This is a genomic window from Streptomyces sp. NPDC050509 (genome assembly GCF_044457965.1).
GTDB lineage: Bacteria > Actinomycetota > Actinomycetes > Streptomycetales > Streptomycetaceae > Streptomyces.
Map to the genome: position 1 here is coordinate 164,988 of NZ_JBITHL010000012.1, position 24,924 is coordinate 189,911.

A 24,924-nucleotide genomic window follows, 5' to 3' on the forward strand; every position below is an offset into this window, starting at 1 on the left:
TGCTGCCGGCACCTTTCGGCACCGGCAGCAGACGTACACGGGAACGCGGGAACGCGGGTCCTACCCGACGAGACCGTCGGCCAGCTCCTCGCTCAGATTGGACTCCGTACCCGGAATCCCGAGGTCCTGCGCCCGCTTGTCGGCCATCGCCAGCAGCCGCCTGATCCGCCCCGCGACCGCGTCCTTCGTCAGCGGCGGGTCGGCGAGGGCGCCCAGCTCCTCCAGAGACGCCTGCTTGTGCTCCATACGGAGCCGGCCGGCGGCGGCCAGATGTTCGGGCACCTCCTCGCCCAGGATCTCCAGCGCGCGCTGCACCCGGGCCCCCGCGGCCACCGCCGCGCGGGCGGAGCGGCGCAGGTTCGCGTCGTCGAAGTTGGCGAGCCGGTTGGCCGTGGCCCGGACCTCGCGGCGCATCCGCCGCTCCTCCCAGGCGAGCACCGCCTCGTGCGCGCCGAGCCGGGTGAGCAGCGCGCCGATCGCGTCCCCGTCCCGTACGACCACGCGGTCCACCCCGCGCACCTCGCGCGCCTTGGCGGCGATCTGGAGTCTGCGGGCCGCGCCGACCAGCGCGAGGGCGGCCTCCGGGCCCGGGCAGCTCACCTCCAGCGAGGAGGAGCGGCCGGGCTCCGTGAGCGAGCCGTGCGCCAGGAACGCGCCGCGCCAGGCGGCCTCCGCGTCACAGGTGGCCCCCGAGACCACCTGGGGCGGCAGCCCCCTGATCGGGCGTCCCCGGCCGTCGACCAGGCCGGTCTGACGGGCGAGCTGATCGCCGCCCGTAATCACCCGTACGACGTAACGGCTGCCGCGGCGCAGCCCGCCGGGTGCCATCACCACGAGCTCGGAGTTGTGTCCGAAGATCTCCAGGATGTCCTTGCGGAGCCGGCGCGCGGCGATGCTGGTGTCCAGCTCCGCCTCGATCACGATGCGCCCGCTCACCAGGTGCAGCCCGCCCGCGAACCGAAGGATCGCCGAGACCTCCGCCTTCCTGCAGCACGTCCGGGTGACGGGGAGGCGGGCGATCTCGTCCTTCACCGCTGGCGTCATCGCCATGGGCCGATCCTTCCATGCATCCGAAAAATACGGTCGTACGCGGCTGCCAGCAGCTCCGGGTCATGCTTGGGGGAACTGCCGGTCGCTGCCACCGGCGCCAGCTCGACGGCGGCACCGAACCGTTTGGCGGCATCGGAGAGAGAATCGCTGTCGGGCACGGCGGCCTCGTCGGCCAGCACCACGTCCAAGGCGAGTTTAGGGGCGTGTCGCCCCAAAACCTCCAAATGACGCTGCGGTGAGAAGCCATCGGTTTCGCCGGGTTGCGGTACGAGGTTCAGCGAGAGGACCCGGCGGGCCTTCGTCTCGACGAGCGCGTCGAGCAGTTCGGGCACCAGGAGATGCGGGATCACGGAGGAGAACCAGGACCCCGGGCCGAGCACCACCCAGTCGGCGTCCAGGACGGCGGCGACCGCCTCCGGGACGGCCGGCGGATCGTTGGGCACGAGGTGGACGGACTGCACCTCGCCGCGGGTGAGCGCGACGGTCGCCTGGCCGCGCACCGTGGAGATCTCGTCCGGGCGCGCCGGGTCGTGGCCCCGTACGAGGGCCTGGAGCTCCAGCGGTACGGCGGACATCGGCAGCACCCTGCCGTGTGCGCCGAGGAGCTTGCCGACCAGGTCCAGGGCCTGGACATGGTCGCCGAGCTGCTCCCAGAGCGCGACGATCAGCAGATTGCCGACCGCGTGCTCGTGCAGGTCGCCCTGGGACTGGAAGCGGTGCTGGATCACCCTGGCCCAGGTCTGGCCCCAGTCGTCGTCGCCGCAGAGTGCGGCGAGGGCCTTGCGCAGGTCGCCCGGGGGCAGGACACCCAGCTCATCGCGGAGCCGGCCGCTGGAGCCGCCGTCGTCGGCCACCGTGACGACCGCCGTGAGGTCGCCGGTGATCCGGCGGAGCGCGGCGAGGGAGGCGGAGAGCCCCATGCCGCCGCCGAGCGCGACGACCTTGGGCTGGGCGGCCGGTCCGCGCCCCGACAGCGGGGGGATGCCCCGGCGCAGCCGGCGCATCCGGAAGGTGCGTCCGGTCACTCGCGCCCCATGTCCCGGTGGACGACGACGGTCTCCATGCCCTCGGAGACGAGACGGGCGGCGAGCTTCTCGGACATGGCGACCGAGCGGTGCTTGCCGCCGGTACAGCCCACGGCGACCGTCACGTAGCGCTTGCCCTCGCGCCGGTATCCGGCGGCGATGAGCTGGAGCAGCTCGGTGTAGCGGTCGAGGAACTCCTTGGCGCCCGGCTGGTTGAAGACGTACGCGGAGACCTCGTCGTTGAGCCCGGTGAAGGGGCGCAGCTCGGGGACCCAGTGCGGATTGGGCAGGAAGCGGCAGTCCACCACGAGGTCGGCGTCGACCGGCAGGCCGTACTTGTAGCCGAACGACATGACGGTGGCCCGCAGCTCCGGCTTCTCGTCGCCGGCGAACTGGGCGTCCATCTTGGCGCGCAGCTCGTGGACGTTGAGGCTGGAGGTGTCGATCACGAGGTCGGCGTCGCCGCGCAACTCCCTGAGCAGGTCGCGCTCCGCCTCGATGCCGTCGACGATCCGGCCGTCGCCCTGGAGGGGGTGCGGGCGGCGTACGGACTCGAAGCGGCGCACCAGCGCCTCGTCGGAGGACTCCAGGAAGACGATCCGCCGGGTGACCTCCTTCGCGTCGAGGTCCGCCAGCGACTCGCGGAGGTTGTCGAAGAAGCGCCGGCCGCGGACGTCCACGACGACCGCGATCCGTGCCACATTGCCCTGCGAGCGGGCGCCCAGCTCCACCATGGTGGGGATCAGCGCGGGCGGCAGGTTGTCCACGACGAACCAGCCGAGGTCCTCCAGGCACTTCGCCGCGGTACTGCGGCCCGCGCCCGACATGCCGGAGATGATCACCAGCTCGGGGATGGCCGCCTCGCCGGCCTCGCCGTTCTCCTTCGTGGTGCCCGTACTCACGTGCCCTGCTCCGTCCCGGTCGTGCTCAGTCATGCGTGGTGCCCCCGTTGTCTTCCATGATCTCTCCTGTCGCCGTGTTCACGGCGGGTGCCGCCGGAGCCGCCGCGGCCAGGGCCACGGCGACGGACTCGGCCGTCTTGCGGCCCACTCCCGGCACCTCGCAGATCTGGTCGATTGTCGCCTGCCGGAGCCGCTTCACCGAGCCGAAATGCTTGATGAGTGCCTGTTTACGGGACTCGCCGAGGCCCGCGACCTCGTCCAGCGGGCTCGCCCGGACCCGTTTGGCCCGCTTCGCCCGCTGATAGGTGATGGCGAAGCGGTGCGCCTCGTCCCGTACCCGCTGGAGCAGGTACAGGCCCTCACTGGAGCGGGGCAGCACCACGGGGTCGCTCTCGTCGGGCAGCCAGACCTCTTCGAGGCGCTTGGCGAGCCCGCAGACGGCGACGTCGTCGATGCCCAGCTCGTCCAGGGCCCGCTTGGCCGCCGCGACCTGGGGCTGCCCTCCGTCGACCACCAGAAGCTGGGGCGGGTAGGCGAAGCGCTTGGGCCTGCCGTCGTCCTCGCCCAGGGGTTCCGGCTGTTCCCCGGGCTGCGGGGGGCCTGGCCGCTCGCCGGACGGCGGCTGTCCCGGCTGCTCCGGTCCCGACCGCTCCGGTCCCGGCTGCTCCCCGGACTGCTGTTCGGCCTGTTCCGCCCACTCCCCGGTCTTCTCCTTCTCCAGGAGATAGCGGCGGAAGCGACGGCTGATCACCTCGTGCATGGACCGGACGTCGTCCTGGCCCTCGCCGTGCCAGACCTGGGTGTCCCCGACCCGGCCCTTGATCTGGAAGCGGCGGTATTCGCTCTTACGGGCGAGGCCGTCCTCGAAGACCACCATGGAGGCCACGACGTCGTCGCCCTGGAAGTGGGAGATGTCGTAGCACTCGATACGCAGCGGCGCACTGTCCAGGCCGAGCGCCTCGGAGATCTCCTCCAGGGCGCGGGAGCGGGTGGTGAGATCGCTGGCCCGCTTGGTCTTGTGCAGGACGAGGGACTGCTGGGCGTTGCGCCCGACGGTCGCCATCAGGTCCTTCTTGTCGCCGCGCTGCGGGATCCGCAGCGAGACCTGGGCGCCGCGGCGCTCGCTCAGCCACTGGGCGAGGGCCTCGGTGTCGGTGGGGTCAGCGGGCAGCGCGGGAACCAGCACCTCCTTGGGGACGGCGTCGCCGCGCTCCTCCCCGTAGAGCTGCTGGAGGGCGTGTTCGACGAGGCCCGCGGTGTCCACGGCCTCGACCTTGTCGGTGACCCAGCCGCGCTGGCCTCGGACCCGGCCGCCGCGTACGTGGAAGATCTGGACAGCGGCCTCCAGCTCGTCCTCGGCGACCGCGATCAGATCGGCGTCGGTGGCGTCGGCGAGCACGACGGCGTTCTTCTCCATCGCGCGGCGCAGCGCGCCTATGTCGTCACGGAGCCGGGCCGCCCGCTCGTACTCCATCTCCTCGGCCGCGTCCGTCATCCGCTGCTCCAGGCGGCGGATGTACGTGCCGGTACGGCCGGCCATGAAGTCGCAGAACTCCTCGGCCAGTTCGCGGTGCTCCTCGGGGGTGACCCGGCCGACGCAGGGCGCCGAGCACTTGCCGATGTAGCCGAGGAGGCAGGGGCGGCCGGTGCGCGCCGCGTTCTTGAACACCCCGGCGGAGCACGTCCGTACGGGAAAGACACGGAGCATCAGGTCGACGGTCTCGCGGATGGCCCAGGCGTGTCCGTACGGGCCGAAGTAGCGCACGCCCTTCTTCTTGGCGCCCCGCATCACCTGGACGCGCGGGAACTCCTCGTTGAGCGTGACGGCGAGCGACGGATAGCTCTTGTCGTCGCGGTACTTGACGTTGAAGCGGGGGTCGAACTCCTTGATCCAGGAGTATTCGAGCTGAAGCGCCTCGACCTCGGTGGAGACGACGGTCCACTCGACGGAGGCCGCGGTGGTGACCATCGTGCGGGTACGCGGATGCAGACCCGCCAGGTCCTGGAAGTAGCTGGCGAGCCGCTGCCGGAGGCTCTTCGCCTTCCCGACGTAGATCACCCGGCGGTGGTCGTCGCGGAATTTGTAGACCCCCGGCGAGTCGGGGATCTGTCCCGGCTTGGGGCGGTAGCTGGAGGGGTCGGCCATGCACTCCACCCTACTGTCGGGCACCGACAGCGGACCTCGGCGCGGCCTCCCGACCCGTCCCGGTGCGGCCGTCCCGACCCTTCCCGGTGCGGCCCTCCCGAACCGTCCCGGCACGGCCCTCCCGAGCCTCCCGCCCCGGGGCCGGAGGGCGGCTCAGGCCTTGGGGCCCGCGACGAGCTTTCCGCCCTGCTCCGCGACGGGCACCTCGGACAGCGGCACGGTGGCCGGGCCGTGCAGCACCTGGCCCGTCGTGACGTCGAACTTGCTGCCGTGGCACGGGCAGTCACCCACGGTGCCCTCCAGTGAGCCCAGCAGACAGCCCGCGTGGGTGCACTGCGCGCTGAACGCCTTGTACTGCCCCTTCGCCGGGCAGCTCACCACGACGCGCTCCTCCTTGTAGAGCTTGGCGCCGCCGACCGGCACGTCGGACGCCGCGCCCAGCTCGACCGGGGTGGTGGGCGTGGGGGTCTCGGCGTGGCCGAGCTTCGAATCGGTGGAGCAGGCCGCCGCTCCCAGCCCGGCGACACCGGCGAGCGCGGCGCCCTTCAGCACGGTACGGCGAGGGGCGGGCGAGCCGGCCATGGTGTCTCCACTGGTCTGGGGGTCCGACGATCCGGGGGTCCGAACAGGCTGCCGACGACATCCGGACGAGGGGTCGGCGACATACGTGACGATACCGGGGCCGTTCCGGCGGCCGTTCAGGGGCCGTCGTACGGTCTCCCGGCGCTGCCCGGCACTCCTCGGGCGTCCGCCGCCCCCGACGTTCCGCGGCTTCCCGGCCCTCCGCCGCTCACCGTTCCTCCTCCGCCCCCGGACAGCTCGCCCTGGCGACGGGCGCCGGAGATCCGGCGCAGCACCTCGATCGCGTGACCGATCCGGTCGGCGGCCACGCCCTCCAGGTTCTGGGCGAGCAGCGCCTGGGCCGCCCGGTCGAGCCGTGCGAGGGTGTCGAACCCCTTGCCGGTGGGCGCGACCCGCTGCGCCCTGCGGTCGGCCGCCTCCTCCACCCGTACGACGAGACCCTGCCGCTCCAACTCCCTGACCTGCCGCGTGACATGCGGGGCGCGGACGCCCAGCCGCTCCGCGATCCGGCCGATGCGCAGCGGCTCCCGCTCGTCCGCCAGCACGCGCAGCAGTGCGACGCCCGCCCGGTCGATCGGGGCTCCGGCCATGCTCACGAGCAGTTCGTGGGAGCGGGGCCGGGTGATGTCGTACGCGAGGGCGCTCAGCAGAACCTGCAGTTCGGCGATGCGGGCAGCGGCATCGCGCTCGCGGGCAGGGGAACCGTCCATCCGCCCCATCATGCCGGTTCCGGATGGCCGAAGAAGCACTTGCCCCATACACGCATCCGGACTAGAAAATACTTCGGGTAACTAACATCCAAGAGATGCGGGCCCCGCCCCCGGGCCCGCGAGGAGGGTTCCATGCCCATCCAGACCATCCAGATCGACCAGACCGACCGGACCGACCGGAGCGGCCGGAACAGGTGCCGCACCAGCGCTCCGGAGGACGCCTCATGACCGGGACCGCCGTTCCCGCCGCCGTCCCCGCCTTTCCGTACCGCCGTGCGACCGGCTGTCCCTTCGACCCGCCGCCGCAGTACGCGGAGCTGCGTGAGGAAGCGCCCGTCTCCCCGATCCGGCTGTGGAACGGCGCCGTGGCCTGGCTCCTCACCCGTTACGAGGACCAGCGCGCCGTGCTCGCCGACCCGCGGTTCAGCGCGGACGTCACCCGGCCGGGCCACCCCGTCCAGAGCGCGGGTGTCCACGCCCGGCGCGACCCCGCGCACCTGCCCTTCCTCGTCCAGGACGACCCCGAGCACCACCACACGCGGCGCATGTTCACCGCCCACTTCACCGTCAAACGCGTCGCGACCATGAAGCCCCGTATCCAGGAGGTCATCGACCACCTGCTGGACGCCATGGAAGCGGCCGGTCCGCCGGCCGACCTGGTCAGCGCGTTCGCCCTGCCCATGCCCTCGCTCGTCATCGGCGAACTCCTCGGGGTCCCCCACGGGGATCACGCCCTCTTCCAGCGCGCCGCGCGCACCCTGGTCACGCTCGACAGCACACCGGAACAGGCCAGGGCCGCCGCCGGGGAGCTCGCCGGGTATCTCGACGACCTGATCACCGTCAAGGACCGCGATCCGGCCGATGATCTGCTCAGCACTCTGGTCGTGGAGCGGGTACGCACCGGTGAGCTCGACCGGGCGCAGCTCGTCGAGAACGCGGTCCTGCTGCTCGCCGCCGGGCACGAGACCACCGCGAACATGACCGCCCTGGGCGCCCTCGCCCTGCTCCACCACCCCGAACAGCTCGCCACGGTCCGGGACAGCGACGACCCCGCCCGTGTGGCCAACGCCGTGGAGGAGCTGCTGCGCTACCTCACCATCACCCACAGCGGGCGCCGCCGCGTGGCCACCGAGGACGTGGAGATCGCGGGCACGCTCGTCCGCGCGGGCGAGGGTGTCGTCCTGGCCAACGACGCCGGGAACCGGGACGGGACCGTCTTCCCCGACCCGGACCGGCTCGACATCGACCGCGTGGGGGTACGGCGCCACATCGCGTTCGGCCACGGCACCCACCAGTGCCTGGGCCAGAACCTGGCCCGCGCCGAGCTGCAACTCGCCTATCCGGCGCTGCTGCGGCGCTTCCCCGGTCTGCGCACCACCGTCCCCGACAGCGAGATCCGCTTCAAGGAGGACATGCTCGTGTACGGCGTCCACGAACTGCCCGTCGCCTGGTGAGGGCCGGCCGGCCGGTGACGGGGGACGGGGGCGCGGCTCGGCCGGCGCCTCCGCCGCCCGTCACCGGCCGGCCGGCGGACCGCCCGTCAGGAGCGGCGCGAGCCGGTGGCGGACTTCTTGGCCGGCGCCTTCTTGGCCGCCGCTGTCGTCTTGGCCGCCGTAGTCTTGGCTGTGGCCGTCTTGGCTGTGGCCGTCTTCTTGGCGGGCGTCGCCTTCTTCGCGGCCGTCTTCCTCGCCGGGGCCTTCGTCGCCGGGGCCGACGCGTCGCTGATCCGCTCGGCGTCCAGGATCTCCCGCAGGAACTTGCCGGTGTGGCTGGCCGGGACCCCTGCCACCTGCTCCGGGGTGCCCTCCGCGATGACCAGCCCGCCGCCGTTGCCCCCCTCGGGGCCCATGTCCACCACCCAGTCCGCCGTCTTGATGACGTCCAGGTTGTGCTCGATGACGATCACCGTGTTGCCCTTCTCGACCAGACCCGAGAGCACGGTGATCAGCTTGCTGATGTCCTCGAAGTGCAGACCCGTCGTGGGCTCGTCCAGGACGTAGACCGTACGGCCCGTGGAACGCTTCTGCAGTTCGCTCGACAGCTTCACCCGCTGCGCCTCACCGCCGGAGAGGGTCGGCGCGGACTGACCGAGCCGGACATAGCCGAGGCCGACCTCGTTGAGGGTCTTGAGGTGGCGCGAGATCGTCGGCACGGCCTCGAAGAAGTCCAGCGCCTCCTCGATCGGCATGTTCAGCACCTCGGCGATGGACTTGCCCTTGTAGTGGACCTCCAGCGTCTCCCGGTTGTAGCGGTCGCCGTGGCAGACCTCGCAGGGGACGTAGACGTCCGGCAGGAAGTTCATCTCGATCTTGATCGTGCCGTCGCCCGAGCAGTTCTCGCAGCGACCGCCCTTGACGTTGAAGGAGAAACGGCCCGGGAGGTAGCCGCGGACCTTCGCCTCCATCGTCTCCGCGAAGAGCCTGCGGACATGGTCGAAGACGCCGGTGTACGTGGCCGGGTTGGAGCGGGGCGTACGGCCGATGGGCGACTGGTCGACATGGACGACCTTGTCGACCAGATCGTCACCGTCGACCCGGGTGTGCCGTCCGGGCACCGACTTCGCGCCGTTCAGCTCACGCGCGAGATGCGTGTACAGGATGTCGTTGACCAGCGTCGACTTGCCGGAGCCCGAGACACCGGTGACCGCCGTGAACACGCCCAGCGGGAACGACACGTCGATGTCCCGGAGGTTGTTCTCCCGGGCGCCGTGCACCGTGAGCCGCCGTCCCGGGGCGACGGGCCGGCGCACGTCCGGGGTCGGGATGACCCGCTTGCCCGAGAGGTATTGGCCGGTCACCGACTCCTTGTTGGCCAGCATCCCCTTCAACGGCCCCGAGTGCACGACCTTGCCGCCGTGCTCGCCCGCGCCGGGGCCGATGTCGACCACCCAGTCGGCCACCTTGATCGTGTCCTCGTCGTGCTCCACGACGATCAGGGTGTTGCCCATGTCGCGCAGCCGGACCAGGGTCTCGATCAGCCGGTGGTTGTCCCGCTGGTGCAGTCCGATGGACGGCTCGTCCAGCACGTACAGCACACCGACCAGACCGGAGCCGATCTGGGTGGCGAGCCGGATGCGCTGCGCCTCACCGCCGGAGAGGGTCCCCGCGGCGCGGTTCAGCGAGAGATAGTCGAGGCCGACGTCGACCAGGAACCTCAGCCGTTCGTTGACCTCCTTGAGGACCCGCTCGGCGATCTGCTTGTCGCGCGCGTTGAGCGTGAGCCGGGCCAGGAAGTCGGCGCAGTCGCTGATCGACAGGGCGGAGACCTCGGCGATGGACTTGTCCATGACCGTGACGGCCAGGACGATCGGCTTGAGCCGGGTGCCCTCGCAGGTCGGGCAGGGCACCTCGCGCATGTAGCCCTCGAAGCGCTCCCTGCTGGTGTCGCTCTCGGCCTCGGTGTGACGCCGCTTGACGAAGGAGACGGCCCCTTCGAAGGCGGGGGTGGTGTAGGCGCGCTCCCGGCCGTACCGGTTGCGGTAGCGGACCTCGACCTGGGTCTTGTGGCCGTGGAGCAGGGCCTTCTTGGCGCGCTGCGGCAGGCCGGCCCAGGGGATGTCCGTACGGAACCCGACGGCCTTGGCGAGGCCGCCGATCATCCGGCCGAAGTACTCCTTGGTGTGGCCGTGGGACCAGGGGTGGATCGCGCCCTCGTCGAGGGACTTGTCCTCGTCGGGGACGATCAGCTCCGGGTCGACCTCCATGCGCGTACCGATGCCGGTGCAGTCGGGGCAGGCGCCGAAGGGCGAGTTGAAGGAGAAGGAGCGGGGCTCCAGCTCCTCGAAGGACAGATCGTCGTACGGGCAGTACAGGTGCTCCGAGTACATCCGCTCGCGCTCGGGGTCGTCCTCGGGGAGGTCCACGAAGTCGAGCACGACCATGCCGCCGGAGAGCCCGAGCGCGGTCTCGACCGAGTCGGTCAGGCGGCGCTTGGCGCTGTCCTTCACCGTGAGGCGGTCGACGACCACCTCGATGGTGTGCTTCTCCTGCTTCTTGAGCGTGGGCGGCTCGGTGAGCTGGATCGTCCGCCCGTCGACCCTGGCCCTGCTGTACCCCTTGGTCTGGAGGTCCGCGAAGAGGTCCACGAACTCGCCCTTGCGCTCACGCACGAGCGGGGAGAGGACCTGGAAGCGGCTGCCCTCGGGCAGTTCGAGCACCCGGTCCACGATGGCCTGCGGCGACTGCCGGGAGATCGGCCGGGAGCACTCGGGGCAGTGCGGCTTGCCGATCCGGGCGAAGAGCAGCCGGAGGTAGTCGTAGACCTCGGTGATCGTGCCGACCGTCGAGCGCGGGTTGCGCGAGGTCGACTTCTGGTCGATGGAGACGGCCGGGGAGAGACCCTCGATGAAGTCGACGTCCGGCTTGTCCATCTGGCCGAGGAACTGCCGGGCGTACGAGGAGAGCGACTCCACGTACCGGCGCTGCCCCTCGGCGAAGATCGTGTCGAACGCGAGGGAGGACTTACCCGATCCCGAGAGCCCGGTGAAGACGATGAGTGAGTCACGGGGCAGGTCGAGCGAGACGTTCTTGAGATTGTGCTCGCGCGCGCCACGGACGATGAGACGGTCGGCCACGCCGGTCCGCACCTTTCTGGAGAGAAGCAGGGGCTGAGCCCCCGACCCAGGGTACGGGGGGCCGCCAAAACGGTGAATTCTGCGAGATACGGAACACCGGGCGCGGTCGTGCCACGCGGGGATTCCTCTTGGCCAGGATGCCTCTACCGAGCTTATAGCACGCGCATTCGATTTACGGCGGGTCTCGGCCGTCTTCACCCGATCGAGTGGCGACGCTATCGTCGGCGCCATGATCGACCACGTGCGCGACCTGGAAGCAGTACGCGAAGCGACCGAACGGCTCCTCAGCGCAGCCGCCGCACTGGACAACGCGGCGCTCGCCGCGCCGTCACGGCTCCCGGAGTGGAGCCGCGGTCACGTCCTGGCGCATATCGCCAGGAACGCGGACGCACTGGTCAATGTCCTCGAAGGCCGGCCCATGTACCGGGACGCCGCGACCCGGGACGCGGACATCGGGCGGGACGCCCCGAGGCCGCTCGCCGTCCAGCTCGCCGACGTACGGGACTCGGGCGACCGCTTCCTGCGGGCCGCCGAGGGCCCCGCCGACTGGACGCGCGTGATCACGATGCGCAACGGCGTCACGGACGTGGCGGCCCGGGTGCCGTTCCGGCGGCTGGGCGAGGTCGAGCTGCACCATGTCGACCTGGGTCTCGGCCGGGCGCTCGAAGACCTGCCCGAGGAGTTCACCGAGCGGGAGACCGACTTCCTGGTGGAGCGCTTCGCCGGCCATGCCGAGGTTCCGCCGCTGGCCCTGAGCACGCCGGACGGACGCCGCTGGCGCACCGGGCGCCAGGAGGGCACCCCGCTCCCCGTGACCGGCCCGGCTCCGGAGCTGATGGGCTGGCTCGCGGGCCGCCGCGACGGCGCGGCCCTGACCTGCCCGGCCGGCGCCCTGCCCGTACTGCCGCCGCTCTAGACGAGTCATTCCGAAGTCCCGTCTGCGGGGAGGTGCCATGCACGCACATCCGCGGCGTTGTCGTCGGTCAACGACGCTCCGCGTCGCTTCCCTCCTCCGCCTTGCGGCTGCACGCACCTGACACCTCCCCGCCCGCCCCAAGGGGCGGACGACGCTACTTCGGAATGACTCGTCTAGGTCCAGGTCCCGACCCAGGCCCGGGCCCGGACTCAGATCCTGCCCAGGCCCAGATCCTGTCCGACACCGCCCGCCGGGCCCTAGGGTGATCCGTATGACATACAGCGGAACCGTGACGGTCGGCGGACCGGCGGACGTGCATGAACTGCCCGCCCTGATGATCTCCAAGGTCGCCGTCGGGCCGATGGAGAACAACGCCTATCTGCTGCGCTGCCGGGCCACCGGCGAGCAGCTCCTGATCGACGCGGCCAACGATGCCGCGACCCTGCTGACGCTGGTGGGTGACGGGGGCATCACCTCCGTCGTCACCACCCACCGGCACGGCGACCACTGGCAGGCCCTCGCGGAGGTCGTGGCGGCCACCGGGGCGCGGACGTACGCGGGCCGGTACGACGCGGAGGGCATCCCCGTACCGACCGATGTGCTCGTCGACGACGGGGCCACGGTCCGGGTCGGCGAGATCACGCTCACCGCCGTCCATCTCGTGGGGCACACCCCGGGCTCGATCGCCCTCGTGTACGACGACCCGCACGACCACGCGCATGTCTTCACCGGCGACTGCCTCTTCCCCGGCGGCCCCGGCAGGACCGCGGAGCCGGCGGACTTCGCCTCGTTGATGGACGGCCTCGAAACGAAGATCTTCGGGAAGCTGTCCGACGAGACCTGGATCTACCCCGGCCACGGCGACGACTCCACCCTGGGCGCGGAGCGCCCGCATCTCGCGGAGTGGCGGGCGCGGGGCTGGTAGCCGCAGGCGGCGCCCCGGCGCGGGGCGGGGCGCACCGTACACAGCAGTGAGCGGGGCGGGTGGCAGTATCGCCACCCGCCCCGCTGCCGCGCCGACGCGCGGGATCAGGCTTCTATGCTGTCCTTCGCCTTGCCGTCGCCCGCCTCGGCGGCCTCGCGCTCCGCCTGCTTCTTGGAGGCGATGAGGCTGGTGATCGTGGTGATGATCAGGACACCGCAGATGACGCCCAGCGAGACCGGGATGGAGATCACGGGGACGTGCACCCCGAGCTCGTGCAGGGCGTGCAGCACGAGCTTCACGCCGATGAAGCCCAGGATGGCCGACAGGCCGTAGCTGAGGTGCACCAGCTTCTTCAGCAGACCGCCGAGGAGGAAGTAGAGCTGGCGCAGCCCCATCAGGGCGAAGGCGTTGGCCGTGAAGACGATGTACGGGTCCTGGGTCAGGCCGAAGATCGCGGGGATGGAGTCCAGCGCGAACAGCACATCGGTGGTGCCGATGGCGAGCATGACCACCATGAGCGGGGTCAGGATCCGCTTGCCGTTCTGACGGATGAAGAGCTTCGTGCCGTGGTAGCGGTCAGCGACCCCGAAGCGCTCCTCGACGGACTTGAGGAGACGGTTCTCCTCCCACTCCTCCTCGTCGTCGTCCGAGCGCGCCTCCTGGATGAGCTTCCAGGCGGTGTAGATCAGGAACGCGCCGAAGATGAAGAAGACCCACGAGAAGCTGGAGATGATCGCGGCGCCCGCCGCGATGAAGATCGCGCGGAGCACCAGCGCTATCAGCACACCGATGAGCAGCACGCGCTGCTGGAGGTGTGAGGGCACCGAGAACTTCGCCATGATCAGGATGAAGACGAAGAGATTGTCGACACTGAGCGACTTCTCGGTGACGAACCCGGCGAAGAACTCACCGGACGCCTGGGCCGAGCCGAACCACAGCAGGCCGACACCGAACAACGCGGCGAGGGCGATCCAGACGATCGTCCATATGCCGGCTTCCTTCGTCGACACGTCATGGGGCTTGCGCCCGATGAAGAAATCGACGGCGATGAGGGCGCTGAGACCAAGAATGGTCAGCACCCACAGGTTCATGGAGACGTCCACTGTTCCTCCGGCTTCGTACGGCTACTGATCAGCGTCGTCGCTGCCGGAGGTCTCTTCCACCCGGGCGGCACTGCCGCTCCACGGGCCGACGCCCCGGGACCGATGGCGGTCCGTATTGACGGGCACGTCGCGATGTGGGAGTACTCCCCTCCGCTGCCAGGAACAGTACAGGAAAGACCAAGGAAAGGTAAAGAGAGCTCCAAGTGATCTTCAAGTGTGCTGCTCGGGGCCCTCTCCCCCGGCTGGACGCCGGTCAGCGTCCTCCCGTCCGCCGGGCCTCCGCGACCTGATCCAGCACCCGGCGCAGCACCCGGCTGCCCGGCGGGACCGCCGGGGGCTCGTACGTCCAGGCGTGGCCGACCCAGGGGTCGGCGAGATGGTCGTCGGGCACCGGGCTGATCCGGAGCAGCGAGCGCCAGAGCGGGTCGAGGACCGGTCCGTACGCGCTCGCGTCCTCGCGGTTCGCGACCATCAGCAGATGCACGCCGACCGCCGGGCCCTCGTCGGCGAGGTAGCGGAGCTGGGTCACGGCGCGGTCGTCGAAGCCGTGCGGGAAATCGTTGACGATCAGAAGCTGCTCGGCGGTGTCCAGGTCCGGCGGCAGTGACTCGGCGGCCCCGCCCCGTACCGCCATCTGGACGAGGTCCACCCGCTGGGTGAGGCGCGCGAGGACTGCGGAGACTCCCCCGGCTCCGGCGGCGGGCGGTTGGTCGAGCACGCCGGACGTGACCAGCGGGGCGAGCGGGACAGCGGCGGAACCGGCCGGGTCGATCACCTGGACGGTGAACTCGCCGGGCGGATGGACCGCGAGGAGCCGGGCGGCGAGGGTCACCGCGGTGTCCATGGCCGCTCCGCGGAGCCGCGCGTCGTCCATCATCAGGGCGGCGTCGGAGCCGGTCCTGCCGCTGTCGATCCACAGCCCGCGCTCCAGCGGCAGCCGGACGAGCATCGGGATCCGCAGATCGGGGCGCTCGGGCAGATGGACGTCACCGAGGCGCAGCGCCATCGGGATCTCCATCGGGACGCGGTAGGCGTGCCAGACGGGGCTGTCCCAGCGGGCGTACGCGGGCGGCAGCGCGGGCTCGACCACCTCGCACTCCGCGGCAAGTTGGGTGAGGTCGCGGTCGAGGACCTCGCGGGCCTGGGCGGCGAGCCCGTCGTGCTTGGCGCGGGCCGCCGCGCGGGCGGCGTCACCCGCGCCGCCGATGCGCTGCCGGGGGTCGGAGAGGACGCGGTCGAGCTCCTGGTCCATCCGGGACTCCGCGAAGTCCATGGCGCTGCGGTAGGCGGCCACGGTGCGGGCCAGGTCCTCGAACATCCCCCAGACCTGGTTGTAGAGGCGCTCGTCCAGGGACCAGCCCGTGGCGTCCCCGGCGACCGGTCGGGGCGGCTGTCCCGGCGGGGTGGGCGGCGCGGCCGGTGGCGGGGTGGGCGGCGCGGCGGTCCCACGGCCCGGATGCGTGTAGTTGACCGCGCCGGCGGCGCCTCCCGTACCGCCCGTGCCGCCCGAAGCGGGTGCGGCTGCTCCTCCGGGTACGGCGGGCGGGTCGGTGGGGTGCGGCTGCGGGGCGGCGGACGGCGGACGGCTCTCGCCGCCAGGGGTGAGGGGGGTTTGTACGGCGCCGGCGAGATGCCGGGCCACGGCCTCCTGGACGGCTGCGGCGAACCCCGCGGCCTGCGGCAAACCACGGTCGCCGAGGAGCTCCGCGAGGCCGCCCGCGTACCCCTGGCCGACGGCGCGGACCTTCCAGGCGCCCTGGCGGCGGTAGAGCTCCAGCGCCACCACGGCGGACTCGGTGTCCAGTCCGGTGAGGGTGAAGCTGGCGATCTCGGTGCCGTCGGTCGCGGTGACGGCGGCGAAGGGCGCCGCGGTGGCGCCGAACCGGTCGGGGCCGCCGACGCCCTCGGGGAGCGCGAGCAGCACCTGCACGAGGTGCGCCTGCTCGGACAGGGCTCCCAGATCGATGTGGAAGCGGAGCGAGACCGCGGCCTGGCGGGACACCTCGATGCCGGGGAGGCGGGGCGAGCCGGGGTGGACGATCCACTCGGGGCCGCGTACGGCGCCCTGGGCGTCGCCCAGCGTGGCACAGGCCATCACCGGGGCGCCGGCCGTCACCCGGATCTCCAGTCGAGTGTGGGGCAAGGGGTGGTTCTGCCCCCGGACCAGCTCGGCCGTCATCGCCTCTGTCCCCTCGTCGGTCACGCGTCGTTCTTCAGGTGTGGGTGGTACGGGCGCGGTCCTCGGGCCCGTACGTCCGGCGCGGATCCCCGGACGCGCCCTTCGAAGCGCCCTTCGGGTACGCCGGAGCAGCCGCGCAGCCCCCGGCGGCCCGGACGATGCCGGGCCTCCGGGAGCTGCGCGTACGTCGGCGGTCCGCCGTGGTCACGGATCCGTCATGATCACGGATCCGCAGTGGTCACGGATCCGTCGTGGTCACAGGGCCCGCCATGGTCGCGGGACCCGTCGTGGTCACAGGTGCGGCAGGATCGACGGCATCAGGTCCTGGAACGTACGGCCGTTGGCCGGGTTGCCGAGGGCCGTCATCTGCCAGCCGGCGCCCACCCGGTGGACCTTCGCCATGATCTGGGCGGTGTACTGCCCGCCGCCGTCGAGCGTGTAGCGCGCCAGTTCCTGGCCGTTGGTCTCGTCGACGATGCGGCAGAAGGCGTTCTGAACCTCCTGGAACGTCTGGCCGGTGAACGAGTTCACCGTGAAGACGATCTGGTCGATGTGGACCGGCACCCGCGCCAGATCGACGAGGACCGCCTCGTCGTCGCCGCCCTGTCCCGCGCCGCCGACCAGATTGTCCCCGGTGTGCCGGACCGAGCCGTCGTCGCTGACGAGGTGGCGGAAGAAGACCACGTCGACCGGCTGCTTGTCGGCGAAGAGCACCGCCGAGGCGTCCAGGTCGATCTCGCGCGTACGGGAGCCGAACAGACCGCGGCGCGGGGCGGCCTGCCAGCCGAGGCCCATGCGCACCGCGGTCAGCGAGCCGCCGTCCTTCTTCTGCAGGCTGATGGCCTGTCCCTTGGTCAGATTGACCCCAGGGCCCCCGGGCGCGCCGCCCTTGGATACGTCCACCACGCGCTGTCCCCTCTCGAATGGTTTCCCCCGCAACCGTCCGAATACGGTTACGCGTACGCGGCACCCTACGCAGTCACCCGGACGGCGCAGGAGGCTTGGACCGTTTTTGTGTCGGTCTTGCAACACACCAGGTGTCCGGCGTGTCAGGCGAGTCCCGCCTCCCTCATCTGCCGCAATTCCTTCTTCAGTTCGCCCACTTCGTCGCGGAGCCGGGCGGCGATCTCGAACTGCAGCTCGGCCGCCGCCGCCCGCATCCGCTCGGTCATCTCCTCGATGATTCCGGCGAGTTCGGCGGCGGGCCGGTCGGTGACCACCGCGCCGGTGGCGCCCGCCTTGCCGCGCTTCGCCGGCTGCGCGCCGAGCGAGGGCACCGGTGCCTTCGCCTTGCCGTCCTTGGACTGCCGGAACCCCGTGCCGAGCAGGGCCTCGGTGTCGACCTCCTCGCGCGCGATGGTCGCGACGATGTCGTTGATCTTCTTGCGGAGCGGCTGCGGGTCGATACCGCGCTCGGTGTTGTACGCGGTCTGCTTCTCCCGGCGGCGGTTCGTCTCGTCGATGGCCTTCTCCATCGCCGGGGTGACCTTGTCCGCGTACATGTGGACCTGGCCGGACACGTTGCGCGCCGCCCGGCCGATGGTCTGGATGAGCGAGGTGCCGGAGCGCAGGAAGCCCTGCTTGTCGGCGTCGAGGATCGCCACGAGGGAGACCTCCGGCAGGTCGAGCCCCTCACGCAGCAGGTTGATGCCGACGAGGACGTCGTACTCCCCGGCGCGCAGCTCGCGCAGCAGCTCGACGCGGCGGAGCGTGTCCACGTCGCTGTGCAGATACCGCACCTGGATGCCCAGCTCCAGGAAGTAGTCGGTGAGGTCCTCCGCCATCTTCTTGGTGAGGGTGGTCACCAGGACGCGCTCGTCCTTCGCGGTGCGCTCGCGGATCTCGTGCACCAGGTCGTCGATCTGGCCCTCGGTGGGCTTGACGACGACCTCCGGGTCGACGAGTCCGGTGGGGCGGATGATCTGTTCCACGAACCCGTCGGAGCGGGAGAGTTCGTACGCGCCGGGCGTGGCCGAGAGGTAGACCGTCTGGTCGATCCGCTCCTGGAACTCCTCCCACTTCAGCGGCCGGTTGTCGAGCGCGGACGGGAGCCGGAACCCGTGGTCGACCAGGGTGCGCTTGCGGGACGCGTCGCCCTCGTACATCGCGCCGATCTGCGGCACGGTGACATGCGACTCGTCGATGACCAGCAGGAAATCCTCGGGGAAGTAGTCGAGGAGGGTGTTGGGCGCGCTGCCGGGGCCCCGGTCGTCGAAGTGCATCGAGTAGTTCTCGATACCGGAGCAGGAGCCGATCTGGCGCATCATCTCGATGTCGTACGTCGTCCGCATCCGCAAGCGCTGGGACTCCAGGAGCTTGCCCTGCTTGTCCAGCTCGGCCAGGCGCGTCTCCAGCTCCCGCTCGATGCCGTTGACCGCCTTCTCCATGCGCTCGGGTCCCGCCACGTAGTGGCTGGCCGGGAAGATGTACAGCTCCTCGTCGTCGCTGATGACCTCGCCGGTGAGCGGGTGCAGCGTGGAGAGCGCCTCGATCTCGTCGCCGAACATCTCGATGCGGACGGCCAGTTCCTCGTAGACCGGGAAGATCTCGATGGTGTCGCCGCGGACACGGAAGGTGCCGCGGGTGAACGCCAGGTCGTTGCGCGTGTACTGGATGTCGACGAAGCGGCGCAGGAGCTGGTCGCGGTCCAGCTCCTCGCCGACCTTCAGCGGCACCATGCGGTCCACGTACTCCTGGGGCGTGCCGAGGCCGTAGATGCAGGAGACGGAGGCGACCACGACCACGTCGCGCCGGGTGAGGAGGGAGTTGGTCGCGGAGTGCCGCAGCCGCTCGACCTCCTCGTTGACCGAGGAGTCCTTCTCGATGTAGGTGTCCGACTGGGGGACGTACGCCTCGGGCTGGTAGTAGTCGTAGTACGAGACGAAGTACTCGACGGCGTTGTTGGGCAGCAGCTCGCGGAATTCGTTGGCGAGCTGGGCGGCGAGGGTCTTGTTCGGCGCCATCACCAGGGTGGGGCGCTGAAGCTTCTCGATCATCCAGGCGGTGGTCGCCGACTTTCCCGTGCCGGTCGCGCCGAGGAGGACGACGTCCTTCTCCCCCGCGCGCACACGCCGCTCCAGGTCGGCGATGGCCGTGGGCTGGTCGCCGCTGGGCTGGTAGGAGCTGACGACCTCGAAAGGCGCCACCGTACGTTCGATCTTGGAAACGGGCCGCATGAATCCACCGTACGACCCCGCACTGACAGTGGGGTCCCGAGCGGCTCCCGGGACCGCGGTGGATCATGCGCGCGGCGTGGCCGGGGTCACCAGTCGTGGAGGTCCGGGGGGCTGCGGCGCGGGGACCGGGCGGCGGTCCTCCCGGCCGGGTCACGGTAGGCCGGGCGCGGCCGGATGCGCTGCGCCGGCACCCCGGAGTGTCCGCACGGCCCGCCCGCGGAGCCCGTGGGCCGCTCCCGGCCGCCGCCCGTCACCAGCAGCGGGTCGACCACGACCGCCACGCTCGCCAGCAGCAGGAAGACCGCGGGGCCGATCAGCATCGGGACGAGCAGCTCGGTGGCCCGCTCGCCGGTCGCGAGGCCGGCGGTGTCCTCCAGATGGACATGGACGGCGGCCATCGCCGTGTAGTGCATCCCGGTCGACGCGGCGCCCATGATCAGGCTGGCGGCCAGACTGGCCAGGAACCCCCGGCGCGAGACGACGACCCACAGGGCGCCCGTGGCGGCGATGACGGCGATCAGCACGGAGAGGGCGACCGTCACGGTGTCGTAGTCGATGTTCCCCCCGTCGAGCCGCAGCCCCGCCATGCCGAGGTAGTGCATGGTGGCGAAGCCCAGTCCGGTGATGGTCCCGCCGGTGAGCAGGGCCATCGGGGTCGACGCGCGGTAGCCCACGATGAAGATCCCGACGCCGACCATGAGGATGCCCACCACCAGGCTGGCGAAGGTCGTCAGCCTGTCGTAGCCGACCGGCGCCTCGATGACGACGAACCCCGTCATCGCGATGAAGTGCATGGTCCATACACCGGAGCCGATCGAGGCGGCGCCGAGCGCCAGCCCGCCCGGTTTCCAGGCGCGCCGGGTCCGCAGGCATCTCATGGTGCAGCGCAGGCCCAGCGCCGAGCCGAGGCAGGCCATGAGAAAGGCCACCACGGGTGTGACGAGACCGTAGCTGAATCCATCGATGGTGCCCCGCATGTTGGTTTGCCCTTCGCCCCTTCTGCTCACTGTACGGATGCGCTGGTTACGGGAGGGTAGGACGGTCGGCTTGGATTCAAACAGGTACTCGGTGATTTATCGACAGGGGTCGTCCCGAACCGACACATCCACAACTCCCGGACAGCTCTCCCCCGGCGTGTCTTCACGATGCCACCCCACGCTGTGACTTCATGTTGTGGCCAGCCTTCGCCTGTCTCCCGTTGGCCCAAGGCTGTCACCCTCGGGCAGACCGTCCCACCGCACACCCCCTTCACGACCACCTCACGACGCGAGGAGTCCACGTGTACGCACGCACCTCAGTCACCACGGCCGCCGCTCTGCTCGGGGTCTCGGCGCTGATCCTCCCGGGCACCGCCACCGCCGCCACCTCCTCCGCCGCCGCCACCTCCGCCGCGGCCCCGGCGGCACGGTGCGCCGGCCCGCTCGTGATCGCGCACCGCGGCGCCTCCGCCTACGCACCGGAGAACACCCTCCCGGCCGTCGACGCGGCCGAGGCCCTGGGCATCGACTGGGTGGAGAACGACGTCCAGCGGACCAAGGACGGACGGCTCGTCGTGATCCACGACGACAACCTCGTGCGCACCACGGACGCGGAGCAGGTCTTCCCGGACCGCGCGCCCTGGAAGGTCAAGGACTTCACCGCCGCGGAGATCGCCCGGCTGGACGCGGGAAGCTGGTTCGGCGAGCGGTGGGCGGGCGCCCGCGTACCGACCCTGGAGCAGTATCTGCGCGCGGTCGAGGCCAACCAGCAGAAGCTGCTCCTGGAGATCAAGGCCCCTGAGCTGTATCCGGACATCGAGAAGGACATCCTGCGGGTGCTGCGGCACGAAGGGTGGCTGGACCGGGAGCACGTCAGGAACAAGCTGGTGATCCAGAGCTTCGGCGCGGACAGCGTCCGTGCGGTGCATCAGGGGCGGCCCGACATCACGACGGGCTTCCTCGGCACGCCCCCGGTGGCCGAACTGCCGTCGTACGCGGCGTTCACGGACCAGATCAACCCGACACACACCTCGCTGACCAGCGAGTACGTGGCGGCCGTGCACCGTTTGAAGGGCCCGCACGGCAAGCCGCTGACGGTGAGCACATGGACGGTCAACGACGCGGCGGGCGCCGTACGGGTCAGGGACCTGGGCGTGGACGGGATCATCACCAACAACCCCGACGTGGTGCGGGACGCGGTCGGCTGAGCCCGGCCCGGCTCCGTCGTCGCAGGTGAGGCCCGTTGTCAGTGGTGGCCCGTACCGTGGTTCACATGAACGAGTACGGGCGGTCGCCGGTGTCGCCGGTGGAGTGGACCGTCATGGAGAGCGGCATCGGGCCGCTGCTGCTGGTCGCGACGGACCAGGGGCTGGTGAGCGTCGTCTTCCACGCGGGGCCGCGCGTACGGGAGAGGGCGCTCGCCCGGATCGGGGACCGGCTGGGCGTCGAGCCGGTCGAGTCCGCCTCCGGGCTGCTCACCGGGGCGATACGCGAGCTGTCGGCGTACTTCGCCGGTGAGCTGCGGGAGTTCGGCCTGCCCCTGGACTGGACGCTCTCCTCCGGCTTCAACCGGCAGGTGCTGCGCGAACTGGCGACGGGTGTCCCGTACGGCACGGTGGTCGGTTACGGGGACCTGGCCGGGCGGGTGGGACAGCCGGCGGCGGCGCAGGCCGTCGGCGCGGCGATGGGCTCCAACCCGCTGCCGGTGGTCGTGCCGTGCCATCGCGTGGTGGAGAGCCATGGCGGGCTGGGCGGTTTCGGAGGCGGGCTGGAGACGAAGCGCCGACTGCTGGCCCTGGAGGGCGTGCTTCCCGAGCCGCTGTTCTAGGGCCTCTCGGCAGGCTTTGCCCCGACGCGGCACCAGCCTGGCGGCAGAGGGGCGTGTTCCGGCCGTCGGGGCCGCCGGTGGGCGTGCCCGCACGTTTGCGTGAGCCTCGCACGTGCCAGGGATGGGGACATGCCAGACAGAGCAGGCACCACACCGCAGGTCTCCCCCGAGGTAGGGGAGGCGCTGGCCACGGGCCGTCCCGTGGTCGCCCTGGAATCGACGATCATCGCGCACGGTCTGCCGCGGCCCCGGAATCTCGCGGTCGCGCAGGAGCTGGAAGGGCTCGTACGGTCCGGCGGCGCCGTCCCCGCGACCGTGGCCGTCCTGGACGGCCGGCCCCGTCTCGGCCTGGACAGGGGCGAGTTGGAGCGGGTCGCGCGGGACGACTCCGTACGGAAGCTGGGCCATCGCGATCTCGCGCCGGCGATCGCGGCGGGCGCCAGCGGGGCGACGACCGTGTCCGCCACCGCGTTTCTCGCCGCGCGCGCCGGGATCCGGGTCTTCGCGACCGGCGGCCTGGGCGGGGTGCATCGCGGCTGGACCGAGACCCAGGACGAGTCGGCCGATCTGCGGCTGCTGGCCAGGACCCGGATCACGGTGGTCTGCGCGGGGGTCAAGTCGATCCTGGACGTCCCGGCGACCCTCCAGCGGCTGGAGACGCTGGGCGTCTCCCTCCTCGGCTACGGGACGGATCGTTTCCCCGGCTTCTGGCTGTCCTCCTCCGGCGAGCCGGTCGACTGGACGGTGCGTACACCCGAGGAGGTCGCCGCGGTGATGGGCGCGCAGGACGCGCTGGGCGGCCCGGAGGCCGCGCTCGTCGTGGCCAACCCCGTACCGGAGGCGGACCAGCTCGATCCGGAGCTGCACGACCGGGTGGTCGCGGAGGCGCTCGCCGCCTGCGCCGAGCGGGGCATCGGCGGCCAGGCCGTCACCCCGTTCCTGCTGGACCTGCTGACGCGGCGGACCGGAGGCGCCTCGCTGGAGGCCAATCTCGCGGCGGTACGGGGCAATGTGCGGCTCGCGGCACGGATCGCGGCGGCGTGGACGGCCGCGCCCGCGCCGAGCGCGCCCGGGGAGCCGGCGGCCTCGCGGAAGAAAGCGGCCGAGTGACGGCCCGCCACGGTCGCCCGGGGCCGGGGCTGCTGGTGATCGGTGACGTGGTCACCGATGTGGTGGCGCGGTACCGCACCCCGCTCGCCCACGGGACCGACACCGCCGCCGAGATCCGTACGCTCCCCGGCGGAGCCGGGGCGAACGCGGCCTGCTGGGCGGCGCACACCGGCTGCGCGGATGTCCGGCTGCTGGCCGGGGTGGGCGCGGACGCCCGTGACTGGCACGCGGAGCGGCTGCGGCTCGCGGGGGTACGGGCCCGCCTCGTGGTCGACGCGCGGGCGCCGACGGCCACGGTCATCTGCCTGGTCGACGCGTCCACCGAGCGCACGCTGCTCACCGACAGCGGCGCCGCGCTGCGCATGTCACCCGCCGAGTGGTCGCCGGATCTGCTCGACGGGGTCGGCCGGCTCCATCTCTCCGGCTATCTCTTCTTCGCCGACACCAGCCGTCCGCTGGCTCTCGCCGCCTTGGGCTCGGCAGTGGAACGAGGCGTTCCGGTGAGTGTGGACCCCGCCTCCGCCGGGTTCCTCAAGGAGTGGGGGGCGGATCGTTTCCTCGCGGCGGTCGAGGGCGCCGAGACCCTGCTCCCCAACGCGGACGAGGCCCGGCTGCTCACCGGTCTGCCGAACCCGGCGGACGCCGCGGCCGAACTGAGCAGGCGCGTACCGGTCGCGGTGGTGACCCTGGGCGGCGACGGCGCGCTGGTGGCCGAGCGGGGCGCGGTGACGGCCCGGGTACCGCCGCTCCCCGCGCGGGCCGTGGACTCGACGGGCGCGGGGGACGCCTTCACCGGCGCCTTCCTGGCGGCGCGCCTCAGAGGAGCGGGGCCGGCGCGGGCGGCGGAGGCCGGCTGCCGGGCGGGCGCGCGGGCGGTGGAGATCCCGGGCGGACGACCGGCGGCGGGGTGAGTGCCGGAGGCGGGGTGAGTGCCACAGCAGCGGGCCGGGCGTCGGTCAGCCAGAAGTCAGGCCGCTCCAGGCCGGGTGGCGCGGGTCGTCGGCCCGTACGACCACGTCGGCGGTCTCGGCCGGGTCCACCTCCGCCTCGTACCGTTCGAAGGCGGGGAGCGTCCAGCGCTCGCCCGGGTCCGTACGGCGCCGGAGCGCGCCCGGTGACAGCCGCAGATGCACCGTGAGGTCGAACGGGAACCAGTGCCCCATCAGCAGGGGCCCGTGCACCACCAGCACCCCGCCCGGGGCGAGTTCGCGGTGCGGGGAGCGGGTGGCCCGGTCGGTGGCCGGGTCCCAGAGGTCGGGCAGGACCCGCCCCGTACCGCCGGGGTCCAGCGGCCCGAGTACCTCGCGCCAGAGCGCCCCGGTGTCGAACCATCCGCTGTAGTACGTGTCGGGGTCCTCGCGCCCGTACTCGTACCGCAGCGACGCCGGGCGCAGAAAGCCGCCGGCCCCGACCACCAGCACCGCGCGGCCGCGTACGCGCAGCGCCTGGGCGAGCGCGGCGGCCGGCTGGTCCGGGCGGGCGGCCGGGGCGCCGTCGAAGGCGACGCGCAGCCAGGGGCCGCCGTCGGCCGGCGGGGTCTCCAGGAGCCGGTCGGCGAGGGCCTCGGTCAGCCGTTCCCAGGTGATCGCTTCGAGTCGCACCGGTCCATCATCGTCCAGCGGCCGGGGTAGCGGAGCGGCACGGTGTTGACGTGGAGCACTCACCTCCGGGCCCATCAGCCACCTCCGCCGCAACACCCCCGCCGCAACAGCCCGGCCGTAA

The 24,924-nt window shown here is 71.5% G+C and carries 20 protein-coding genes; 7 read left to right on the forward strand and 13 right to left on the reverse strand.

The window, feature by feature from the left end:
- Positions 1–60: 60 nt before the first annotated feature.
- The 6 genes from whiA to ACIBJC_RS30970 form a co-directional block, all read right to left on the reverse strand.
- Positions 61–1,050: a DNA-binding protein WhiA gene (whiA, locus tag ACIBJC_RS30945; RefSeq protein WP_329826148.1), complete on the reverse strand. Its 990-nt coding sequence runs from the start codon at positions 1,048–1,050 to the stop codon at positions 61–63.
- The gene (gene yvcK, locus ACIBJC_RS30950) at positions 1,041–2,075 is read right to left on the reverse strand and encodes a uridine diphosphate-N-acetylglucosamine-binding protein YvcK (RefSeq protein ID WP_399298126.1); all 1,035 of its coding nucleotides are present in this window, start codon (positions 2,073–2,075) and stop codon (positions 1,041–1,043) included. The genes whiA and yvcK overlap by 10 nt, the downstream gene beginning before the upstream one ends.
- Entirely contained in the window at positions 2,072–3,010 is a 939-nt protein-coding gene (gene rapZ / locus ACIBJC_RS30955; RefSeq protein WP_399298128.1) for an RNase adapter RapZ, read from the reverse strand. Before rapZ ends, yvcK begins: the two co-directional genes overlap by 4 nt.
- Positions 3,003–5,123, reverse strand: coding sequence for an excinuclease ABC subunit UvrC (gene uvrC, locus ACIBJC_RS30960; protein WP_399298130.1), 2,121 nt, complete (start codon positions 5,121–5,123; stop codon positions 3,003–3,005). The genes rapZ and uvrC overlap by 8 nt, the downstream gene beginning before the upstream one ends.
- Positions 5,124–5,276: 153 nt before the next feature.
- Positions 5,277–5,705 (reverse strand): Rieske (2Fe-2S) protein, encoded by a 429-nt coding sequence (locus ACIBJC_RS30965; RefSeq protein WP_399298132.1) that lies wholly within the window; start codon positions 5,703–5,705, stop codon positions 5,277–5,279.
- 116 nt (positions 5,706–5,821) lie between these two features.
- A complete protein-coding gene (locus ACIBJC_RS30970) occupies positions 5,822–6,415 on the reverse strand; it encodes a MarR family winged helix-turn-helix transcriptional regulator (protein ID WP_399298134.1) in 594 nt (197 codons plus the stop codon).
- Positions 6,416–6,639: 224 nt separating this feature from the next.
- Here ACIBJC_RS30970 and ACIBJC_RS30975 point away from each other — a divergent pair, with 224 nt between their 5' ends.
- Entirely contained in the window at positions 6,640–7,869 is a 1,230-nt protein-coding gene (locus ACIBJC_RS30975) for a cytochrome P450 (RefSeq protein ID WP_399298136.1), read from the forward strand.
- Positions 7,870–7,955: 86 nt separating this feature from the next.
- Here the strand turns inward: ACIBJC_RS30975 and uvrA are convergent, their stop codons facing one another.
- Complete coding sequence (uvrA, locus tag ACIBJC_RS30980) at positions 7,956–10,988, reverse strand: excinuclease ABC subunit UvrA (RefSeq protein ID WP_399298138.1); 3,033 nt, start codon at positions 10,986–10,988, stop codon at positions 7,956–7,958.
- A 229-nt stretch (positions 10,989–11,217) separates the two neighbouring features.
- On the opposite strand from uvrA, the gene ACIBJC_RS30985 reads away from it, so the two are divergent.
- Positions 11,218–11,904 carry a maleylpyruvate isomerase family mycothiol-dependent enzyme gene (locus ACIBJC_RS30985; RefSeq protein ID WP_399298140.1) on the forward strand — a complete coding sequence of 229 codons (687 nt, stop codon included), beginning with the start codon at positions 11,218–11,220 and terminating at the stop codon, positions 11,902–11,904.
- Positions 11,905–12,175: 271 nt separating this feature from the next.
- Positions 12,176–12,829, forward strand: coding sequence for an MBL fold metallo-hydrolase (locus ACIBJC_RS30990; RefSeq protein WP_399298142.1), 654 nt, complete (start codon positions 12,176–12,178; stop codon positions 12,827–12,829).
- A 104-nt stretch (positions 12,830–12,933) separates the two neighbouring features.
- On the opposite strand, the gene ACIBJC_RS30995 is transcribed toward ACIBJC_RS30990, so the two are convergent.
- From ACIBJC_RS30995 to ACIBJC_RS31015, 5 genes are all read right to left on the reverse strand, one after another.
- The gene (locus ACIBJC_RS30995) at positions 12,934–13,932 is read right to left on the reverse strand and encodes a TerC/Alx family metal homeostasis membrane protein (RefSeq protein WP_399298144.1); all 999 of its coding nucleotides are present in this window, start codon (positions 13,930–13,932) and stop codon (positions 12,934–12,936) included.
- A 253-nt stretch (positions 13,933–14,185) separates the two neighbouring features.
- On the reverse strand, positions 14,186–16,111 hold the full coding sequence (locus tag ACIBJC_RS31000; RefSeq protein ID WP_399298234.1) for a TerD family protein: 1,926 nt from the start codon (positions 16,109–16,111) through the stop codon (positions 14,186–14,188).
- Between the two features lie 291 nt (positions 16,112–16,402).
- A complete protein-coding gene (locus ACIBJC_RS31005; RefSeq protein ID WP_329826330.1) occupies positions 16,403–16,969 on the reverse strand; it encodes a TerD family protein in 567 nt (188 codons plus the stop codon).
- A 191-nt stretch (positions 16,970–17,160) separates the two neighbouring features.
- A complete protein-coding gene (gene uvrB / locus ACIBJC_RS31010) occupies positions 17,161–19,287 on the reverse strand; it encodes an excinuclease ABC subunit UvrB (RefSeq protein WP_399298146.1) in 2,127 nt (708 codons plus the stop codon).
- 86 nt (positions 19,288–19,373) lie between these two features.
- The gene (locus ACIBJC_RS31015; RefSeq protein WP_399298148.1) at positions 19,374–20,264 is read right to left on the reverse strand and encodes an MHYT domain-containing protein; all 891 of its coding nucleotides are present in this window, start codon (positions 20,262–20,264) and stop codon (positions 19,374–19,376) included.
- A gap of 302 nt (positions 20,265–20,566) precedes the next feature.
- On the opposite strand from ACIBJC_RS31015, the gene ACIBJC_RS31020 reads away from it, so the two are divergent.
- The 4 genes from ACIBJC_RS31020 to ACIBJC_RS31035 all read left to right on the forward strand — a co-directional run bounded on the left by ACIBJC_RS31020 (position 20,567) and on the right by ACIBJC_RS31035 (position 24,113).
- Positions 20,567–21,472 carry a glycerophosphodiester phosphodiesterase gene (locus ACIBJC_RS31020; protein ID WP_399298150.1) on the forward strand — a complete coding sequence of 302 codons (906 nt, stop codon included), beginning with the start codon at positions 20,567–20,569 and terminating at the stop codon, positions 21,470–21,472.
- A 65-nt stretch (positions 21,473–21,537) separates the two neighbouring features.
- Positions 21,538–22,092 (forward strand): methylated-DNA--[protein]-cysteine S-methyltransferase, encoded by a 555-nt coding sequence (locus ACIBJC_RS31025; protein WP_399298152.1) that lies wholly within the window; start codon positions 21,538–21,540, stop codon positions 22,090–22,092.
- Between the two features lie 129 nt (positions 22,093–22,221).
- Complete coding sequence (locus tag ACIBJC_RS31030) at positions 22,222–23,202, forward strand: pseudouridine-5'-phosphate glycosidase (protein WP_399298154.1); 981 nt, start codon at positions 22,222–22,224, stop codon at positions 23,200–23,202.
- Positions 23,199–24,113, forward strand: a complete 915-nt coding sequence (locus ACIBJC_RS31035; RefSeq protein ID WP_399298156.1) for a carbohydrate kinase family protein — start codon at positions 23,199–23,201, stop codon at positions 24,111–24,113. Before ACIBJC_RS31030 ends, ACIBJC_RS31035 begins: the two co-directional genes overlap by 4 nt.
- A gap of 45 nt (positions 24,114–24,158) precedes the next feature.
- Here ACIBJC_RS31035 and ACIBJC_RS31040 read toward each other — a convergent pair whose 3' ends face one another.
- Positions 24,159–24,803, reverse strand: coding sequence for a uridine kinase (locus tag ACIBJC_RS31040; protein ID WP_399298158.1), 645 nt, complete (start codon positions 24,801–24,803; stop codon positions 24,159–24,161).
- Positions 24,804–24,924 lie beyond the last annotated feature (121 nt).

Excerpts from the sequence above, each read along its gene's own strand:
- whiA (WP_329826148.1), bottom strand. The coding sequence starts at position 1,050 with ATGGCGATGACGCCAGCGGTGAAGGACGAGATCGCCCGCCTCCCCGTC.
- rapZ (WP_399298128.1), bottom strand. The coding sequence starts at position 3,010 with ATGACTGAGCACGACCGGGACGGAGCAGGGCACGTGAGTACGGGCACC.
- uvrC (WP_399298130.1), bottom strand. The coding sequence starts at position 5,123 with ATGGCCGACCCCTCCAGCTACCGCCCCAAGCCGGGACAGATCCCCGAC.
- ACIBJC_RS30965 (WP_399298132.1), bottom strand. The coding sequence starts at position 5,705 with ATGGCCGGCTCGCCCGCCCCTCGCCGTACCGTGCTGAAGGGCGCCGCG.
- ACIBJC_RS30970 (WP_399298134.1), bottom strand. The coding sequence starts at position 6,415 with ATGGACGGTTCCCCTGCCCGCGAGCGCGATGCCGCTGCCCGCATCGCC.
- ACIBJC_RS30975 (WP_399298136.1), top strand. The coding sequence starts at position 6,640 with ATGACCGGGACCGCCGTTCCCGCCGCCGTCCCCGCCTTTCCGTACCGC.
- ACIBJC_RS30985 (WP_399298140.1), top strand. The coding sequence starts at position 11,218 with ATGATCGACCACGTGCGCGACCTGGAAGCAGTACGCGAAGCGACCGAA.
- ACIBJC_RS30990 (WP_399298142.1), top strand. The coding sequence starts at position 12,176 with ATGACATACAGCGGAACCGTGACGGTCGGCGGACCGGCGGACGTGCAT.
- ACIBJC_RS31000 (WP_399298234.1), bottom strand. The coding sequence starts at position 16,111 with ATGACGGCCGAGCTGGTCCGGGGGCAGAACCACCCCTTGCCCCACACT.
- uvrB (WP_399298146.1), bottom strand. The coding sequence starts at position 19,287 with ATGCGGCCCGTTTCCAAGATCGAACGTACGGTGGCGCCTTTCGAGGTC.
- ACIBJC_RS31015 (WP_399298148.1), bottom strand. The coding sequence starts at position 20,264 with ATGCGGGGCACCATCGATGGATTCAGCTACGGTCTCGTCACACCCGTG.
- ACIBJC_RS31025 (WP_399298152.1), top strand. The coding sequence starts at position 21,538 with ATGAACGAGTACGGGCGGTCGCCGGTGTCGCCGGTGGAGTGGACCGTC.
- ACIBJC_RS31030 (WP_399298154.1), top strand. The coding sequence starts at position 22,222 with ATGCCAGACAGAGCAGGCACCACACCGCAGGTCTCCCCCGAGGTAGGG.